The organism is Haloarcula sp. MBLA0138 (genome assembly GCF_055632455.1).
In genome coordinates, this window is the sequence record NZ_JBVMVU010000002.1 from 256781 (window position 1) to 275055 (window position 18275).

Consider the following 18275-nt stretch of genomic DNA (forward strand, 5'->3'; position numbering starts at 1 on the left):
CTCGTGTCTCTGCCGTTGACTCTCGTCGGACCGGGCGGGTTCCCCGTGCGAGCGTGGGGCCTCGGTCCGCTCGTACAGACCCGGGGTCTCGGCGGCTGGTTCCGGACGCTGTTCAGCCAGCCGTTGGAGGTCCACGCGTTCATGCTCGGTGCGTTCGTCGGCGGAATCCTCACGACGGTCTCGACGAGCGGGCGTCCGCGAACGGCGCTGGCCGCGACGCTCGGGGTGTTGCTCTTCACCTTCGGGGCCTTCGAGACGGTGCTGTGCGGGGAGACGTTCGCCGCCTGCCGCCACGTCCGCTTCAAGCCGTGGTACTTCCTGTCCGGTGTCTTCCTCGTGCAGTCTCTCGGGACCGGTGTCCTCTGGCGAACCGTCGGAAAGCGGGTCGAGGCGGGGGCCGAACGCGTCGCGACGCCCCTCTCGGGCGCTATCGTCGCGGCGTTGCTCGTGCTGGGCCTCACCGCGCTGGTGGCGGGCCGACCCGCCCACCCCATTACCGGTCTCGCGACGGTCGGCGGGTTCGCCGGGTCCGTCCTCGGACTCGGTGCCTACCTGTGGAGCCGCCCCGGTAGCGCGGCCGCGGGCTACCCTGCCGCAGTCCGGCAAGTGACCGGCCGCGACGGCGAGCTGTCGACGCTCGTCGTGACGGCCGGGACGGTCTTCGGGTTCGGGTATCCCCGACTGTTCTGGGAACTCGGCCGCCTGCTCGGGAGCGGCGGTTTCCCCTTCGGTCCGATCAGTTGGATACGCTTCAGCGTGGTCTCGGTCGCCTTCTACGTCGTCCCGGCCGTCGCGGTGGCGGTTGCCGCCGTCTGGCTGGACCACCGCGGCCGCGGTGAACCGCTCGGTGGCGGTCGGGTCGCCGCGGTCGTCTTCGCGTTCGTGACCTACGCGACGTGTCTGATCCTCGCCACCGGGCTCGCGCGGACGCTCTGGTTCGCCGTCTTCCCGCTGCTGTGAGCGTCGCCCCCCGAACCCGCGGCCGCCCTGTAGCCCCCGAGCGGCCCGGGAGCGAAAGTTTTAGTCCCACCTAAACGTACCGGTGGGGTATGACCAACGAGCATCGGACGGGCTGTACACGGAGCGAACGGGGCGCGGGTCGCGCCGGGCGGTCGTAGATGGTCGGCCTCTCCGGCGTCGTCGGCGAACACGCCGCCGTCGCTGTCGAGACGGTTCCACCGACGGTCGACGACGAGCGCACCAGCACCTACCGCGACGCGGGAATCGCCGTCCGCTCGGCGTTCCACGAGGGCGCGGCGGGCGAGCAACCGGTCGAGACCGAGGACGGGACCCTCGTCTGGACGTGGGGCGAGGTCGTCGGCGTCACCGACGACCGCGGCGAGCGGCAACGGGTCGACCCGACCGAGTCCGCGCGGGTCTGCGCCGAGGAGTACGCCGAATACGGGACGGCGTTCGTCGACCGGCTCGACGGGGAGTTCGTCGGGCTGGTCTACGAACCCGACGAGGGGACGGCGACGTTCTTCGTCGACCGCGTCGGCGCGCGCCCGCTGTATCACGCACACGGCGACGGGACACTGGCCTTCTCGACGAGTATCCAGACGGTGCCGGCGGTCCCGGGGTTCGAGCCGTCTTTCGCCGACGACTACCTCGCGGAGTACCTCTACTCCCGACGGACACAGGGCACGAAGACGCCCGTCGACGGGGTCGAACAGATCGCCCCCGCGACGCTGCTGTCGTACGACCCCGAGCGCGACCGCCTCGACGGCCGCCACTACTGGACCCCGGAGTACGACCCCGTCGACAAGCCGCTGTCGTACTTCGTCGGCGAACTCGCCGAGCGGTTCGAGGCGGCGGTCGCCGACCGGACTCCCCGCTCGGACGGCGACTACGGCCTCCTGCTGAGCGGCGGGAGCGACTCCCGGGCCGTGCTGGGGGCCGGTGGTTCGACGTTCGACTGCTACCACATGGCCGACGGGTGGAGCCGCGAGGCCCGGTACGCTAGGGACGCGGCCGAAGCGGTCGGTGCGGGGTTCGAGCGCCTCGACCGCGGCGTCGATTACCACGAGACGCTACTGGAGCGGGCAGCGCCGATTCAGGAATTCCTCGGGCCCTTCCAGTCCGGACACATGCTCGGCTACGCGGACACCCTCGCCGAGAACGACGCGCTGTTTACGGGGCTGTACTCCGACGTGCTGTTCGGGGCGTGGGCCGTCCCGCAACTGGAACTGTCGCTGCCGCTCGGCGTCACGCTGTGGCCGCCCGTCGCGGACGTGCCGACGACGACCGACGGCCACGCCGCTTGGCTGGCCGGTCGAGGGATGGCCCGAGACACCACGTTCGTCGACGCACCTCCCTACGAGTCGATTCTGACTGCGAACCTCTCCACCCGAGGGGACCGCATCGACGACCACGGCGTCGCGTACGAGTCCGTCGGGGCGCTCTCGCTCAGCACGTATCTCTACCCGGTCACGAACGGCATCGGCTTCGACATGTTCGCCTCGGCACAGATAGCCCCGACCCGGACGCCGCTGCTGGACCGCCGGCTGATCGACCTACACCTGTCGATGCCGCTGAAACACCGGCTGCGTGCCGACCCGGTCGGACGCGCACTGGAACGGCTGGCCCCGTCGCTGGCGGCCGTCCGCCACGCCTCCTCGGGCGTTCCGGTCGGCGCTCACCGGGTCGCCCACCTCGTCGGGAACCGGGTCACGAACCAACTCGACAAACTGCGCGGGCCCGAGTCGTTCCGGACGGAGGGCCCCCTGCAGGACAAAAACGAGGTGGTTCGGGCGAGTGACTTCCTCGGCCGCGCGCTGGAGCGCAACGAGTCGCGGGGTCGGGCGCTGTCCTGCGTCGACTGGTCGGGCGTCGAGGAGACCTACCGGCAACACCGCGCCGGCGAGATAGACGCCGCCGAGGAACTCTACCGCCTCGCGACGGTACTCGAGAGCCCGGTCGCCGGGCGCATTCTCGATTCCTGAGGTCGAGCGGGGCCGACCCGCCGGTCACGGTCGGTACGCTCGGACACCGACCCGGACCCGGTTCGCCGACACTGTGTGGGCCCCTCCCGACGCTGCGGCGAGCCCCGCTCACCGACGCTGCATCGCGTAGAGGTCGGCGTACTCTCCCTCTTTCTCCAGCAGTTCGTCGTGACCGCCGGCCTCCGATATCCGGCCGTCTTCGAGGGTATAGATGCGGTCGGCGTTCTCGACGGTCGACAGCCGGTGGGCGACGGTGACGGTGATGTACTCGTGGTCCATCCGCTCGATACCGCGCTGGACCTCCCGTTCTAGGTTCGCGTCCAAGTCGCTGGTCGCTTCGTCGAGACACAGCACGTCGGCGTCGTCGAGCAGCGCCCGGGCGATGGCGACGCGTTGTTGCTGGCCGCCCGAGAGCCGGACGCCGTCGTCGCCGACGCGGGTGTCCAGCCCGTTTGGCAGGTCGTCGAGGAACTCGTCCACCCGCGCTATCGCACAGACTCGCTCTATCTCCTCCCGGTCGGCGTCGCGGTCGGCGATGGTGAGGTTGTACCGGAGGGTGTCGTCGAAGATGTAGGGGTCCTGACCGACGACGGCGACGCGGTCGCGCCACTCGGTCACGTCCATCTCGTCTATCGGGACCCCGTCGGCGCGTATCTCGCCGCCGGTCGGTTCGTGCATGCGCGCGAGCAGCGAGACAACCGTCGACTTGCCGGCACCGGACTGGCCGACGAAGGCCACGAACTCCCCGCGCTCGGCCGAGAGGTCGACCCCGTCGAGGACGGTCGTCTCCGCGTCGTAGGCGAAGCTCACGTCGTCGAAGGTGAGCGAGTCGACCCGGTCGGGAACCTCGCGGCGGGCGCGGTCGGGTTCGGCGTTCTCGGCCAGTTCCCGCGTGAAGTTCCGGGTCCGCACGAGGTGGGGCAGGTCCTGCCCGATACGGTAGTACAGCTCGTTGGCCCGGCTGGCCTTCGGCCCGAGTCGGAACATGGCGAACAGGAACAGGCCGAGCGAACTCAGCGTCAGTTCGACGTAGGTCAGCGAGATGTAGATGAGTACGAACACCGACACGGCCACGGTCAGCTGGTAGGCGTTGTTTATCGCGGCCTGATTGCGGCGCAGCTTGACGCGGGCGCTCGTGTACTGCTCGACGGCGTCGACGAAGTCGCCGTACAGCTCGCCGGTGAGCCCGAATATCCGGCTCTCGCGCATCCCCTGCGTGCCGGCTTGGGCGGCCGCCTGTCGCTGCTCGTTGGCGTCGGCGACGCGGTCGCCGAGGTCGTCCTCCGGGTCGACGACGCCGCGCAACAGCAGCGTCACGCCGCCGAGGACGGCGGCCGTCAGCAGCGTGAGCCACGGCGAGATGAACAGCGCGATGAGCCCGTAGACGACGCCGAGAAACGTCTGCTCGATGAACAGGACGAGTCGGCGGATGACCTGCCCCGCGTGGTAGGTCTGGGTGATGAGCGCGTTGAGAACGTCGTCCGACCCGGTCTCGTCCAGATAGGTAATCTCCGCCCGGAAGGCGTTCGAGAACGCCGTGGTCTGGAGGTACTCGATGTAGGACATCCGGAGGCGCTCGCGGAGCCACGCGACGAGGAAACTCGCCGCGAAGCGGACGGTCATCACGAGCGCGACGCCGGCGACGGCCGTCGCCAGCGTCAGCGGCACGTTCAGCGCCCGGTAGAGGGCCGCGAACAGCTCGGCGTTGCCTCCCTCGACTGACCCGCCACCCGACTGGACCAGCTCGATGATAGGGAGGATGAAGCTCAGCCCCACCCCCTCCAGCACGGCCGCAACCATGCCAACGCCGACGATAAGCCCCGTCAGTCGCGGGTCGTAGTCGAGCACACTGCGAAGGGCATCGAGCTTCTCGCGGCGGGTCGCGGTCGGCGTATCGGTCTCTGGCATTGTGGTTCGAGGGGTCGTTCGTACAACGTTGCTCTTTGTTCGGCCGTATAAATCCACTCATCTCGGTATTTCGCCCCGAAAATAGCTGAAACGTTGTTGTTTAGGCTACCCAAACAGATGTGTCTGAGCCGTGTGCCGGTCGACGAACGCGCTGGTGGTCCGGTCTCGGGGGCCGGTGCCTACCCCCGGAGGCCGTTCAGCACGAGGAGTGCGAAGAAGAGCAACACCGCCTCGCTGACGAGCCACGAGTTCGCGTTCATCCAGTCCCGGACCTTCGGGAGCGCGGACTCCGCGCGGCTCCCCAACAGCGCCACGGCCAGCGACGGCAGCGCCAGCAACAGCAGCGTCACCAGCACGAACGGAACCGCGTCCGTCAGCGGCGAGCCCTGTCCGGCGAGGTAGGAGCCGACGGTGACGGAGGTGATGAAATCGGTCGGGAAGAAGCCAAGCAACAGGAAGCCGAGGCGGAGCGAGAACCGCGGCGTGGCCCGCTCCAGCCGCCCCATCCACTTCGGCGGGTCGGACTGCTTGCGGTCCCGGAAGGTGTAGACCATGGCGACGCTGATGATGACGAGGACGGCGACGTCGAGCGCCGTGCGTGGCTGTCCCGCGCCGACGGCACCGAAGCCGAGGAGAAACGCGGCGGCGACGATACCCGAAATCGACGCCGCCGCGCCGACGACGAAGGCGGCCGAGTTGCGCCGCCACTCTTCGCTCGTCGCCAGGAAGATGGCGCTCAGAAGCTGTGGCCCGGCGACCATCACGACCGCGAGCGGGAGAACCGTAAGGAAGCTCATGGTGGCCCGCACCCGACGGTCGACGCCGACGGACGCCCGCTCGACTTGCGACGGTCCTGCCGAGCTGACGCCGCGGAAACGCCCGAGAGTCCCATGGTCTGCCGGACGTACGCGACCGATGTTCATAACTAGTGACCGATTATCGGCGGGATGGTTCCCGAGTCTGTCGCGCTCCGGGGCGGTTACGCTGTCCCGGCGACCGACTCGGCCACGCCGAGCAGCGTCTCGTTGTCTACCGGTCCGCTGACGGTGTACGTCCGCCGCTCCGTACTCCACGAGACCGACCGGACGGCGTCGCGCCGGGTGAGATAGGCGGTTCGGTTCCCCACCGTCACCCGGGTCGCCGCCGCGGTGTGTTCGGCACCGGTGTCGTTCCACGCGTCGCCGACGACCGTCACCCGGAGGTCCCTGTCGCGGTCCGCGGTGCCGTACCGGAGCGTCGCCAGCGCCGGGTCGGCCGCCCGGTAGCTCCCGCCGCGGAACTCGTATCCCGACGGGACCACCGGCTCCGGGAGTGGCACCGTGGCCTCGGCCGCGAGCGCCGCCCGGCTGTCGTAGTTCGCAATCCGAACGGTCTCCTCGCGCGGGCCGAACTCGTCGGCGTCGAGGCTAAACAGGCCCCGCTCGAAGGTCGGGTCGAAGGTCACGTTCCGGTAGGTGACGGTGAACGCGTAGTCGTCGCCGTTCGCGGTGAGTTCGGTGTGGCGCTTGAGCGGATGCAGATACTCCGCGTCCAGCCAGAGCGTCTGTGACTCCAGCGACATGCGCTCGGACACCGGCGTCAGCTCCAGCCGGTAGGTCGTCCGGCCGTCGACGGTCGCCGTGCCGGCGTACTCGACGGTGACGTTCCCCTCCCGGTACGCCGTCGCGTTTCCGTCGGCGTCCGTGTCACCGCCCGGAACTGCCGGCAGCGGCGCGACGCCCGGGGTCGGCGTCGCGACCGGCACCCCGGACCGCGCGGCACCGACCAGTCGGGCGTACTGGGTCGTCGCGGACCCGTTGCTCGGGGAGAACGAGATACGGAGGAGGCGGTCAGACTCCGGGTCGTAGGTGACCATCTCGGACCCGTTGGCGACGACGATGCCGCCGGCCGGGACGAACGGCTCCCGCGCACCGCCGGAGCGGTCGACCGACACCACCCGTTCCCGGTACGCGAACCTGTCGACGCGTGCCTGTCGCTGTACGACGGTCGTCCGCGTCCGGTTGTTCCGCTCTCGGACGGTCGTCACCGTCGCGCTGACCGTCTCCAACCGCTCGTGGCTCGCCGCCGCCTCCGACTCCGTCGGTAGTTGCGCTCCCGAGTCGGGGGCGAAGACGGCCGTGTTGCACCCGCTCAGGACACACAACAGCGCCAGACAGGTGCACACGCCGTAACGGACGGAAGCGGTGGTCGGAGCCATGACTCGCTGTCTGGCGGGCCATTGTGATGGCTCGAATATACAAGTTCGCCATCAGGCCGGCTGCAGAACCGACGGGGCGTCGCCGCGACCGTCCACCGCCGCCCGTGGCGGGCCGAGACGCCCGCTACTCCGCCCCGTCTCGGCCGTCGGTGGACAGGTCGAGGACGTACGCCGCCCCGGAGGTCAACCCTTGCACGCCGTCCCGCGTCGCGCCGACGAGACCGACCGTTCCGTCCGCGGAGACGTCGAGGTACGCCCCGAAGGAGTCGTTCAGCGTCCGGTCGCCGAACACCGTGTACTGGTCGCGCTGCGTCCAGCCGCCGTCGTCGGCTTCGAGCACGTGAACCGACCCCACGCTGTAGTCCTCGAACGTCCCGCCGCCACCGCTGCCCACGAGCGCCCGCGTCCCGTCGGCGGTGAGGGCGACGGCGTCTCCGAACCGGTCGCCCCCCTCGACGCTGTCGGGGACGACGGTGTCCCGCTGTGTCCACTCGCCGCCGTCGGCACCGAAGACGGACACCGACCCCGAGGCGTCGCCGGCAGCGGTGGCGTCGAGTTGGTCGCCGAGCATCGCCGTCGTCCCGTCGCCGGACAGCGCCAGCGAGCTCCCGAACTGCCCGTACTCCTCGCCGCCCTCGGGGACGAGTCTGGCCCGCTGGCTCCAGCTGTCGCCGTCGTCCGCGAACACGTAGGCCGCTCCGGCCTGCTCGCCGTTCGTGGTCGACTCCTTGCTGGCTCCCAGCAGGGCGGTCGAGCCGTCGGCCGACAGCGTCGCCGTCATGCCGAAGCGGTGGGCGGCGTCGCTGTCCGCGGCGGTGAGACGCGTCCGGTGTGCCCACTCCCCGTCAGCGCGTTCGAGGACGTGGGCGGCCCCGTCGAGATACAAGTGCGGACGTTCTTCGGTCGCCGGGTTCGCGCCGACCAGCGCCGTCTCGCCGTCGGCCGACAGCGCCGCCGAGAGCCCGAACCGCTCGGCCGGGCGCTCGGCCGCCGACGTGAGCCTCGCCTCGCGGGTCCACTCGCCGCCGTCAGCCCGGAGCACGTAGACCGTGCCCGACGGCAGCGTCTCCGCCCGCGCGCCCGCCGGAACGCCGACCAGCGCCGTCTCGCCGTCGGTCGACAGCGCCACCGAGTGCCCGAACAGGCCCGGCGCGTCCCGCTCGTCCGGGCCGAAACTCGCCGCTTGGGTCCACTCGCGCCCGTCCCACTCGAAGACGAAAGCCTGCCCGTCGTCGTCCGTCGTCGTCACGTCGCCCACGGCACCGACGACGGCCGTCGTCCCGTCGCCGGAGACGGCCACGTCGTTGCCCATCCGGTCGTTCTTCTCGACGCTGTCGGGCAGCAGCTTCACGTTCCCCGACGGTTCGGGCTCCGGCGTCGCCGTTTCCGTCCCGGTCGCCGTCGGGGTGAGCGTCGCCGTCCGGGTTCGCGTCGCTGTGCCGGCCGCCGTCCCGCGTCCGTCCTCGGTCGGTGTCTCGGTCGTCGAACCGACGACGTTACAGCCCGCGAGCCCGGCGACGGCGGCTGCCCCCACTGCCTGCAGGAGGTCCCGCCTGCTCCGTTCCATGCCGGGTCAGTCCGGACCCGTTTCAAAAAGCGTAGCGGTGCGGCTTGTCCCCGTCCGCGGCACCGTCGCGTTCGGTCTCGGCTGGAGACCCGGACAGTCGTCCCGGGATGGGGCTCACACGAACTGGTGCCTCTTCGCTCCGGAGCGAGCCGGGGTCGGCGCGGCCCGGGAGACCGTTACGACCGTCTCAGGCCTCGTAGTCGAGCGCGACGACGCGGCCGTCCCCGTAGCGGACGAGTATCTCCGCGCGGCCGTCGTCGTCGATGTCCGCGAGCGTGGCGAACGTCCAGAGGCGCACGTTGCGCTCGTACCGCGCCAGTTCCGCGCCCGACCCGCCGTCGAGAACCACGACGGCACCCCCGTCCGTCAGGGCGACCGCCTCGGGGGAGCCGTCGCCGTTCACGTCGCCCAGCGCGGGCGAGGTGACGGTCGTTCCGTCGCTGCTGGCTATCTCGGTCTCCCACTCCGTCGCGCCGGTGGTCGCGTCGAGCGCGAGGACGGTCCCGCCGCCGCGGCCGACGTAGACCTCGGTCGCCCCGTCGCCGTCGCCGTCGGCTGCGTCCCGGAGGCGGGCGTTCGTGAACTCGCGCCGCCACTCCACGGCCCCGGAGGAACCGTCGCGCGCGCGGACGGCGGAGATGGACGCGGTAAACAGTTCCAGTGCCGGGTCTTCGTCTGCTCTGGCCGCCGCGGCGTAGGTCGCCGACCCGTTCCGGAGCCACTCGACCCGGCCGTCGGCCGAGAGCGCCGCCACGCCGCGGTTTCCGGCGACGACTACCTCCGTCGCCCCATCGCCGTCGGCGTCGGCCGCGATGGGGGCGTCCCAGACGATGGGGTCGTTCCAGACTGTCCCGTTCAGCGCGACCCGCCACGCGACGGTTCCGTTCCCGTGGACGACCACCACGTTACCGTCGATGTCGCTGGCGACGACCTCCGGACCCGGGGCCGGCAGGACGTCGGCGACCGTCGGCCGCCCGTAGCCGTAGGTCGTCAGCGGCGCTCGCCACTCCTCCGTGCCGGTCCGGGCGTCGTAGGCGACGAGGGCGTCCTCCGTGGTCGCGGTGAGTACCTCCAGCGTGCCGTCGCCGTCGACGTCCTCCACGACCGGTTCGGTGAGCGCGTGCGTGAAACAGCTCTCGGCCGGGACGCCGGTGCGCCACAGCACCGAGCCGTTCGACGGCGCGAGGCGAGTCAGCGCACAGGAGGTGTCGGTGATTGGAACGTCGCTGTTTGGCACCTCCGCGACCGGTGCGACGACGACGTCGCCGTCGGGACCCACGCCGACGGCGTGGTGGTTGACCTCGTTGTCCCGGGGCGTGTCGCTGACCCACGCCTCCTCCAGCGTCCCGCCGGACGCGACGCCGCTCAGGCCGACGGCGACGACGCCCCCGAGCAGGGCCAGAAGGGCGGCCGTCGCTAGTGCCGTTCGGCGGCGCATGCGCGCCACTCGCCAGTCGAGTGGCAAAAGGCTGCGCTTCCCGTCGCGGCGTTCGACGGACGAACCACAGCCGCTTATCCGCCACTACTCTGTAGCCTCGACCGATGGAGTGTCGCCGCCTGTCGCAGTTCTCCCGGGTCGCGTTCGTGCCGGCCGCGCTCGCCGTCGGCCCCGGTGTGGCGAGCGCTCACGATGTCGGCGGGTCGCGGTTCGCCGCCCCGCTACCGCTCCCGCTGTTGCTCGCCGGAGCCGGTGCCACGGTGGCGGTGACCGCGATTTGGCTGACTGTCACGGACCGGACGGAGGCAAAGACCGAGCGGCGGCTGGCGACGGTGCCGGCCGACGTGGCCCGGCCGGGCCGGCGGCTGGCGCAGGCCGTCTTTCTCGCGGGTGTCGCCACGGCGCTCGCGGCCGGGTTCGCCGGCCGGCAGGTCGCGGCGGAGAACTTCGCTACTGTGTTCACGTGGCCGGTCTGGTTCCGAGGGCTCGCCCTGCTCTCGGTACTCGTCGGCACGCCGTGGGCGCTGCTGTCACCGTGGCGCACGCTCTACCGGCTGCTCGTCCGACTGGAGGGGCGCACCGTCGCCGCGCTCGGGCGCTACCCCGCCGCGCTGAGCGAGTGGCCCGCCGTCGCGGGCTTCGTCGTTCTGTTGGGAATCGTCGAGAACCTGACCGTCATCCCGCAGTCGCCGCGGCTGACGACCGTTCTGCTCGCGGCGTACGCGCTGGCGATGCTGGCGGGGGCCCTCCTCTACGGGCCGACGTGGTTCCGGCGCGCCGACCCGCTCGGCGTCCTCTACCGGCTGTTCGGGCGCGTCGCCGCCGTCGGGGTCGAGCGAACCGACGACGGCGCGTACGCGCTCACGGTCCGCCCGCCGTGGGCCGGCTGTCTCGACCCCGTCCGCAGCCTCGCGCTCGTCGCCTTCGTCGTGGCGACGGTGTACTCGCTGAGCTTCGACGGCTTCACCGACACCCGCGGGTTCCAGACGGTGCTGTTCGAGGCCCGGGCGGCGCTCGGGACCGGTGCCGAGACGAGCGTGTTGCTGTATCTCGCCGGCCTCGCGGGCTTCGTCGGCCTCTTCGCGGCCGGCTGTTGGGCGGCCGAGCGGCTCGGCACGGGGGCCGGCGGCGAGTGGCGGGCGGCCGCGCGCCGGTTCGCCCCGACGGTGGTCCCGATAGCGGCGGTCTACGAGGTGGCCCACAACTACCCCTACGTGGTGCGGAACGTCGGACAGGTTGCCGCGGTCTCCGTGCAGTGGCTCCGCCCGGGCGTCGCGCCGCCGGACCTCCTCGCGTGGCTCTCGCTGCCGGCTTTCTGGGGCTCGCAGGTCGCCCTCGTCGTCCTCGGCCACGTCGTCGCCGTGGTCGCCGCGCACTACGCCGCCGTGGCCCGGTACGACTCGCCGACGGCGGTCCGCCGCGGCCACCTCCCGCTGGTCGCCCTGATGGTCGGCTACACCGTCCTCTCGCTGTGGATTATCTCACAGCCCGTCGTCGTCGGGTGAGGCCCCGCGGCCCGACGGTTCGGGGCGACACCGCGCTCGCGGCGTGCAGACTCACGCTCGAAGGTGCTGTCCGGCCGCCGGCCTCACGCGGGCCGGCGTGCGGACCGGACCAGCGCGCCCGCCTCGTCCCAGACGACGATGGCCGTCGGCAACACCAGTATCGACGACAGGAACGAGTAGAGGACGCTGAGGGCGATGAGCAGGCCGAACTGTCCGAGGATGGGGATGACCGCGAGGACGAGCACGCCGGTCCCCGAGGTCGTCGTCAGCATGCTGCCGGCCAGCGCGCCGCCGGTCCCCCGGACGCTCACGTCGAGCGCCTCCAGCAGCTCCGTCTCGCCGCGGTACTCCTCGGAGAACCGGTGGACGAGGTGGGCCGAGTAGTCGATTCCCAGCCCGATACCGATGGAGAGCGTCGTCCCGGTGAGGACGTTGAACGGGATGTCGAGGTACCGCATCGTCGCGGCCAGCGCCGCGATGGTGAGCAGTATCGGGAGCAGGTTCGCCGCGCCTAGTCCCGGCCGCCGTTCGAGGAGCCAGTAGACGAAAAACAGGAAGACGGCCGAGGAGAGAATCGCCAGCGCGAGGCTGACGTACGCCGACTGGGCGATGACGTCGGAGACCGCCTTCAGCACCACGACGCTGCCGGTCGCCGTCGCGTCCATCCGGAACTCGTCGGCGACCGCTCTGGTGTCTTCGGTCACCGCCTGCTGGCTGGCCTCGGACTTGACCGAGTAGACGATACGTGTGCTGGAGTAGTCGTCGGTCAGATACGACTCCGCGCGGTCGCCGTACTGCGACTCGAACAGTGCGTCGTAGATGACGCCCAGATTCTGGTCCGGGACGCCGTTCCCGTTCCGGTCGTTCCGTGCGACCAACCGACGGAACTCCGGCGAGGCCCGCTCGTACTGGTCGATGACGGTGAGGATGCTCGTCGCGTCCGCGCTGCGCCCGCTCGTGACGAAGGAGTCGGGCGGGTTCTGGTTCGCTCGATATATCTCCTCCAACGCCGACCCGCGTCTGAGCTGTCCCTCGACGTATATCGTGACCGAGTCGCTGTCGCTGCTCTCGAAGGAGTCTTCGAGGAAGTTGATGCGCTCCGTGACCGTGTAGTCGCTGGGCGCGACCGACTCGGGCAGGGCTTCGACGTAGCCCGGGTTGTCCTCGGGCGGCAGGAAGTCCTCGGTGGTGAACCGGGTGTCGATGCCGGTCCCGTACGCGCCCATGGCGGCCGTCGAAATCAGGACGACCGCGAGGAAGACGTGCGGACCGCGTCGGGCGATGTCGACGCCGACGCTCAGGACCCGGTCGGTGGCCGAGTCTTCCGACCCTATCGGCGCGATGCTGAACGACGGCAGTCCGAGCCGCTCGCGGTACCTGTCGGACAGGTGTTTCAGCGCCGGCAGGAAGATGCCGAAGATGAGGAAGGTAAAGAGGATGCCGACGGCCGCCACGAGCCCGAGGTCCCGGATGGGCGCGAGCTGGCTCGTCCCGTTCGCGGCGAACCCGAGGACGGTGGTCCCGGTGACGATGAAGAAGGCCGGGAGCAGTTGGTCGGTCGCCGTCCGCATCGCCGGCGTCGGTTCGTGGCCCTCGACGCGCTCCTCGCGGTACCGGTTCACGGCGTGGATGCCGAAGTCGATGCCCACCGCCAACAGCAGCGGCGGCACGGTGATGAGCATCTGGGTGAACGGGATGCCGGCCCACCCCATGAACCCGAACGTCCACGTGATAGCCATGCCGAGACAGACCAACCCGATGAGCAGGTCGAACGGGTCCCGGTAGGCGACCACGAGGAAAAACAGGATGAGGACGACCGCCGCGGGAATCACGAGCGTCAGCGAGTCGGCGATGACGCTGCTCAGCTCCGCCGAGATGAGCCCGCTGCCGAAGACGGAGATGTCGCCGTCGACGGTGGCGACGATGAAGGCCGCACGCTGTTGAATCGGCGTCAGCGGCGACGTGCCGGAGGTCCCGGCGCTGTCCGAGACGCCGGACACCTCGTGGGTGACCGTCGCCAGCGTCGCGGACGCCGAGGGTGCCCGCCGGTTCAGGTCGTTGCTGAGCAGTCCCGCGGTCGAGGGTTGTTCTTCGAGGGTCGCTCGGGCGGCGCGTTTGACCTCGGTCTGGGAGGCGGCCTCGACGGCGTCGACCTGTTCGGGGAGCGTGTCGGCCTGCGGGTCCAGCGTCTGTGCGACGACCTGTGCGAAGCTGTTCGTCCCGACGACGTTCTGTGACTCGTGTGCGGCGAGGCGGTTCTGCGCCCGCAGCATGTCGAGTATCGAGTCCCGCGAGAGGACGTTCTGGTCGCGCTGGATGAGCGTCGTGCTGCCGGTCCCCTCCCCGAACGGCTCGCGTTCGAAGTTGTCGCTCACCTCGTCGAACGCCTCCTGTGCCGGCACGCCCTCGGTGAACTGCGAGGTCCCGGAGTCGGTCGCGGTCATGCCGAAGCCACCCGAGAGGACGAGTGTGGCGACGAGGAACAGCGCGACGACTGTCCTGTCCCGGTTGACTATCCAGTCGTCGATGGCGTCGACGTACCGCTGGTGGTCTACCATCGTGTCTGAGGGTGTCGGCTCACTGGCGGGTGTACCAGACGCCGGCGGCGACGCAGACGACGGCGAGGATACCGCCGATGAGGACGAGCGGCGGGCCGCCGCCGGAGGGCTGTTCCACGTCTATCGGGAGGCTGTACGTGTCCGAGACCCGCGTCTCGCCGTCGGGCGTCTCGTACTGGAAGTCCAGATTGACCGGGTAGGTCTTCCGGAGCGCGCCGCTGGCGGCCGTGAGCTCTATCGCCACCGTCTCGGACTCGCCGGGCTCCAGTTCGGCCATGAACGTCCCGTCGTCGCCGCTGCTGAGCGGGTCGTCGAGGAACGTCTGCCCCTCGATACCGGTCAGCGTCCGGTCGCCGGCGTTCGTAACCGTGAACACGACGGTCCGGGTCTGACCGGCGACGATAGTCTCGTTGGCTATCGACACGTCGAACTCGTCGCGGCTGGCGTCGACGGGCGCGCGGACCTCCAGCGTGTCGGCGGCGATGCGGTCGCCGCCGTCGTCGCGGTAGCTCACGCCGAAGTCGAACTGCCGCGGCCCCGCGTCGGCACTCTCGGAGACGTCGACTCCGAAGGTGAACGTGGCCGACTCGCCGGCGTCGAGGTTGCCGACGGCGTACTGGGACTCCTGTGCCGAGAGCGTCGTCTGCTCGCTCTGCCACGCGACGACGACGTTCTCCACGTCGCGGGAGCCGGTGTTCGTGAGTGTCGCCTCCAGCGACCCGTCCTCGCCGGCCTGCAGCGACGACTGGACCGACGAGACGTCGAAGGTCTGTTCCGGGGCGGGGTGGATGCTCAGCGCCAGTCCGTCGTCGACGCCCGCGTCGCCCTCGGGGTCGTCGTACTGGACGCCGGCCGAGAGCGCGTAGCTCCGGCTCTCGGCGTCGGGCCCGGCGGTCGCGTCGACGCGGACGGTCCGGACCGCACCGGGTTCCCACGACCCGACGTACTGCGTCGTCGAGGACGACCCGCCGAAGGTCACGTCGGCGTTCTGGGACGTGACCGTGACCGAGGCGTCGTCGACCGCGACGGGGCCGTCGTTTCGAAGCGCCACCTCGTAGGTGCCGGTGTTACCGACGGCGACGGCGCTGCTCGTGTTCCGGACCGAGAACGTCTGTTCCGGGGCCGGCGCGATGCCGACGGCCTTCGTCGGCGACGTTCTGGCGACGCCGTTCTCGTCCTCGAAGTCGACGGACAGCCCGAACTGGTAGGGGTCGGGCTCGGCGTCGGCCGACGCGCCCACGCGGTACCGCAGCGTCCGCTGTTCGCCGACGCTCCAGTTCTCGACGAACCGCGAACTGGCCGTCGACCCGCCGACCGTCAGGTCGGCGTTTGACGCTTCGAGCGAGACGCTGGCGTCGCGTGCCCGCTCGGTTCCGGTGTTCTCGACGGTGACCGCCACCGTCCCGGTCGACCCGACGCGGGCGTTCGACTCCACGTCAGTCACCTCGAAGGTCGCTCGGTCGCTGACGCGGACGGTGACGTACGCCGTCTCGGAGACGCTCGACTCGTCGCGCGTACCGCTCTGCTCGGCGATGAGGCTCGTGTACTTGTAGTCCAGTCGAACCGGAACGCGGTACGAGCCCGTGTCCGCGTCCTCGTCGACACTGACCTCGAACGAGAGGGGGCTGGACGCGCCTTCGGGGAAGGTCCCGAGCGCCTTCCGGTTCGTGGTGACGGTGATGGGCGCGCCGCCGGACCCGAGACCGACCGTCAAGCCGCGAGCGGTCGTGACTTCACTGTTCAGGCTCGGGTTCGTCGGGGACCCCGTGTCGATGTCGCCGCTGTTGAGCAGGACCACGTCGAGGGTGGTCTCCTCGCCCGGGACGACGTTGTTGTCGTTGACCGTCGCGTCGAACTCCGGACTGCCGCTCACGGCGGCGGTGGCGACGCCGGCGGTGGCGAGCAGGCCGGCCAGCGCCACCGCGAGCGCGGCCCCGCGTCTCCGGTTCATCCGCGTCGCTCCGTCGTCGTGTCGGCGGCCGGACGGCCCCCAACAGGCCGAAACCGTGCCGTTACGCCGTCGTCTACCGCTCCGTCTGGGGTTCGAACGTGCGTCCGTCTCATCTATCTCTCGGTGCTGAATGAACGTTCAGTTAACATAGGCCTTCCGGAAACCCATCTCAGAGGAATCTATTTAAATACTGATTGAATATTCTATGAGGATGCACGAGACACCGTTCGATGGGGAACCGGCCGACACCCGGGAGGCCATCATGCGGGCGACCTTCGACACGATGCGCGACCACGGCTACTCGGGCCTGACGATACAGCGAATCGCGGACTGTTCGGGGTTCACCAAGTCGACGCTGTACCACCACTACGACGACAAAGACGAGCTACTGCTCGCCTTTCTCGAGTTCGTCCTCGGACGGTTCGACCGCGTCTCCGACGCCGAGGCCGACGCTCCGTCGGCGGACTCGCTCCGTGAACTCCTCGAAATCGCCTTTCTGGGTAGCGCGGGCGAGGGCGCGTGCGCTCGACACGACGACGTGCTGGCGACGTACGTGCAACTGCGCACGCGGGCGATTCAGGACGAGGCGTTCCGGTCTCGGCTCACGCGGGTCGACGCGCAGTTCCGTCGACGGCTGGCGGCACTCCTCGAAGACGGCGTCGAACGGGGCGAGTTCGACGCGGTCGACCCCCAGCGCCGCGCCCGCGACATCGTCACGTGGCTCGACGGCCTCGTCTACCGTCGGGTCACTCTCGAACGGGACGGCGGCCTCGACCGGGAGCGCGACCGCCTCGACCGCGTGGCCGAGGCCCTCGGCCGCCGTCCGTGGGACCGATGACGCCGGCGGTCCGGCGCGTACAGCGCGGCCTCGACCCGGGCCGCCGAGGCGACGGCAAGAGTAATACGCGGGTGACCAGAAAGGTGGGGCAGGCAGCATGACCGACCACGTAACGTTCTTCGAAGAACCCAGAAACACCCGGGAGGAGATTCTGGAGGCCACGTTCGACGCGCTCTGTGAACACGGCTACGCTGACCTCACGATTTCGAAGATAGGCGACCAGTTCGAGAAGAGCCAATCGCTGATTTACCACCACTACGACGACAAGGACGAACTCCTCGTCGACCTCCTCGAGTACCTGCTGGAGCAACTGGAGAATCAGGTCCCGCTGCCCAACGAATCCCCCGAGGCGTACGTGACAGACATCGTCGACCAGATGTTCGGCGACACCGAGTCCCCCGTCGACCGGTTCTCCCAATCCGTCGTCGAGTTGCGCGCGCAGGCCGCCCACGACGACGACTACCACGAACTGTTCCGCCGCAGCGACGAGTTCATCCGGAAACAGATCGCCCGCGTCATCCGGGAGGGGGTCGAACAGGGCGTCCTCGACGTTCCCGACCCCTCGCAGTCGGCCGCGCTGTTCCAGACGGTCATCATCGGCATCCAAGCCGAGCGGCTCACCTGCGAGGAGTCCGAACTGCAGGACTCGAAAGCGGAGTTCCGGCGCTACGTCGAGCGCTGCCTCCTCGTCGAGGACTAGCGCAGCGTGGCGTCGACGTACTCCTCGGCGGTCCGTCTGGCCGTTTCGAGGGCCGCCGTCTCGTCCAGGACGACCGCGCGCGTCCGGGCACCGTCGACTATCGTCATCAGGGCTCGGGCCGCGTGGTCGGCGTCCACGTCGTCGAAGACGCCCTCGTCGATGCCGTGGTTGATGACCGCCTTGAGCATGTAGCGGATGTACTCGTCGTTTTGCTGGAACCGGTCCCGGAATCCGTCCTTGTACGGCGTCTGGCCCCGCATCTCCAGCAGCGCCACCAGCAGGTCCGGGCGTTCGGCGGGCGCGGCGAGGAGTTCGTCGAGCAGGAGGTCGAGCCGCCGCTCCGGGTCGGTCGTCTCCACGTCGTGTATCGCGTCGACGAACCGTTCGAGGAGGTAATCGAGGAAGGCCACGAGGAGGTCGTCTTTCGTGTCGTAGTAGTAGTGGACCGCCGCGGTCGATTTGCCGTACTCCTCGGCGATTCGCTTCACCGTGAGGTCGGCGTACCCGTGGTCGCGGAGCGCCCGGTAGGTCGCTCGCATTATCTCCTCGTTTGGCTCCGAGAAGTCCCGGTCCGGTGGCTCGACCATCGCATCCCACTTCCGGCTACGGTTAGATAACGGTTTTGCCACACCCGTCACACGAAGTTAATCTACCATTCAGTAATCTTTCAC

The 18275-nt window shown here is 69.8% G+C and carries 13 protein-coding genes; 5 read left to right on the forward strand and 8 right to left on the reverse strand.

The window, feature by feature from the left end; all coding sequences use genetic code 11:
• Nucleotides 1-3 precede the first annotated feature (3 nt).
• Both ACV7JO_RS16795 and ACV7JO_RS16800 read left to right on the forward strand, forming a co-directional pair.
• Nucleotides 4-960, forward strand: a complete 957-nt coding sequence (locus tag ACV7JO_RS16795) for a hypothetical protein (protein ID WP_470355814.1) — start codon at nucleotides 4-6, stop codon at nucleotides 958-960.
• 158 nt (nucleotides 961-1118) lie between these two features.
• Complete coding sequence (locus tag ACV7JO_RS16800; RefSeq protein WP_470355815.1) at nucleotides 1119-2942, forward strand: asparagine synthase-related protein; 1824 nt, start codon at nucleotides 1119-1121, stop codon at nucleotides 2940-2942.
• Nucleotides 2943-3050: 108 nt separating this feature from the next.
• Here ACV7JO_RS16800 and ACV7JO_RS16805 read toward each other — a convergent pair whose 3' ends face one another.
• From ACV7JO_RS16805 to ACV7JO_RS16825, 5 genes are all read right to left on the reverse strand, one after another.
• Complete coding sequence (locus ACV7JO_RS16805; protein WP_470355816.1) at nucleotides 3051-4850, reverse strand: ABC transporter ATP-binding protein; 1800 nt, start codon at nucleotides 4848-4850, stop codon at nucleotides 3051-3053.
• A gap of 179 nt (nucleotides 4851-5029) precedes the next feature.
• A complete protein-coding gene (locus ACV7JO_RS16810; protein WP_470355817.1) occupies nucleotides 5030-5647 on the reverse strand; it encodes a GAP family protein in 618 nt (205 codons plus the stop codon).
• Between the two features lie 182 nt (nucleotides 5648-5829).
• Entirely contained in the window at nucleotides 5830-7047 is a 1218-nt protein-coding gene (locus ACV7JO_RS16815; protein ID WP_470355818.1) for a LolA family protein, read from the reverse strand.
• A gap of 124 nt (nucleotides 7048-7171) precedes the next feature.
• Nucleotides 7172-8614, reverse strand: a complete 1443-nt coding sequence (locus tag ACV7JO_RS16820; protein ID WP_470355819.1) for an FG-GAP repeat protein — start codon at nucleotides 8612-8614, stop codon at nucleotides 7172-7174.
• A 187-nt stretch (nucleotides 8615-8801) separates the two neighbouring features.
• Entirely contained in the window at nucleotides 8802-10052 is a 1251-nt protein-coding gene (locus ACV7JO_RS16825) for an outer membrane protein assembly factor BamB family protein (RefSeq protein ID WP_470355820.1), read from the reverse strand.
• A 104-nt stretch (nucleotides 10053-10156) separates the two neighbouring features.
• Here ACV7JO_RS16825 and ACV7JO_RS16830 point away from each other — a divergent pair, with 104 nt between their 5' ends.
• Nucleotides 10157-11557 (forward strand): hypothetical protein, encoded by a 1401-nt coding sequence (locus ACV7JO_RS16830; RefSeq protein WP_470355821.1) that lies wholly within the window; start codon nucleotides 10157-10159, stop codon nucleotides 11555-11557.
• Nucleotides 11558-11640: 83 nt separating this feature from the next.
• Here the strand turns inward: ACV7JO_RS16830 and ACV7JO_RS16835 are convergent, their stop codons facing one another.
• Together ACV7JO_RS16835 and ACV7JO_RS16840 are read right to left on the reverse strand one after the other, a co-directional pair.
• Nucleotides 11641-14115: an efflux RND transporter permease subunit gene (locus ACV7JO_RS16835; protein ID WP_470355822.1), complete on the reverse strand. Its 2475-nt coding sequence runs from the start codon at nucleotides 14113-14115 to the stop codon at nucleotides 11641-11643.
• A gap of 19 nt (nucleotides 14116-14134) precedes the next feature.
• Entirely contained in the window at nucleotides 14135-16066 is a 1932-nt protein-coding gene (locus ACV7JO_RS16840) for a COG1361 S-layer family protein (RefSeq protein WP_470355823.1), read from the reverse strand.
• 211 nt (nucleotides 16067-16277) lie between these two features.
• On the opposite strand from ACV7JO_RS16840, the gene ACV7JO_RS16845 reads away from it, so the two are divergent.
• Both ACV7JO_RS16845 and ACV7JO_RS16850 read left to right on the forward strand, forming a co-directional pair.
• Entirely contained in the window at nucleotides 16278-16904 is a 627-nt protein-coding gene (locus tag ACV7JO_RS16845) for a TetR/AcrR family transcriptional regulator (RefSeq protein ID WP_470355824.1), read from the forward strand.
• Nucleotides 16905-17001: 97 nt separating this feature from the next.
• Complete coding sequence (locus tag ACV7JO_RS16850) at nucleotides 17002-17604, forward strand: TetR/AcrR family transcriptional regulator (RefSeq protein WP_470355825.1); 603 nt, start codon at nucleotides 17002-17004, stop codon at nucleotides 17602-17604.
• Here the strand turns inward: ACV7JO_RS16850 and ACV7JO_RS16855 are convergent.
• The gene (locus ACV7JO_RS16855; protein WP_470355826.1) at nucleotides 17601-18191 is read right to left on the reverse strand and encodes a TetR/AcrR family transcriptional regulator; all 591 of its coding nucleotides are present in this window, start codon (nucleotides 18189-18191) and stop codon (nucleotides 17601-17603) included. The two genes, ACV7JO_RS16850 and ACV7JO_RS16855, sit on opposite strands and share 4 nt — an antisense overlap.
• Nucleotides 18192-18275 lie beyond the last annotated feature (84 nt).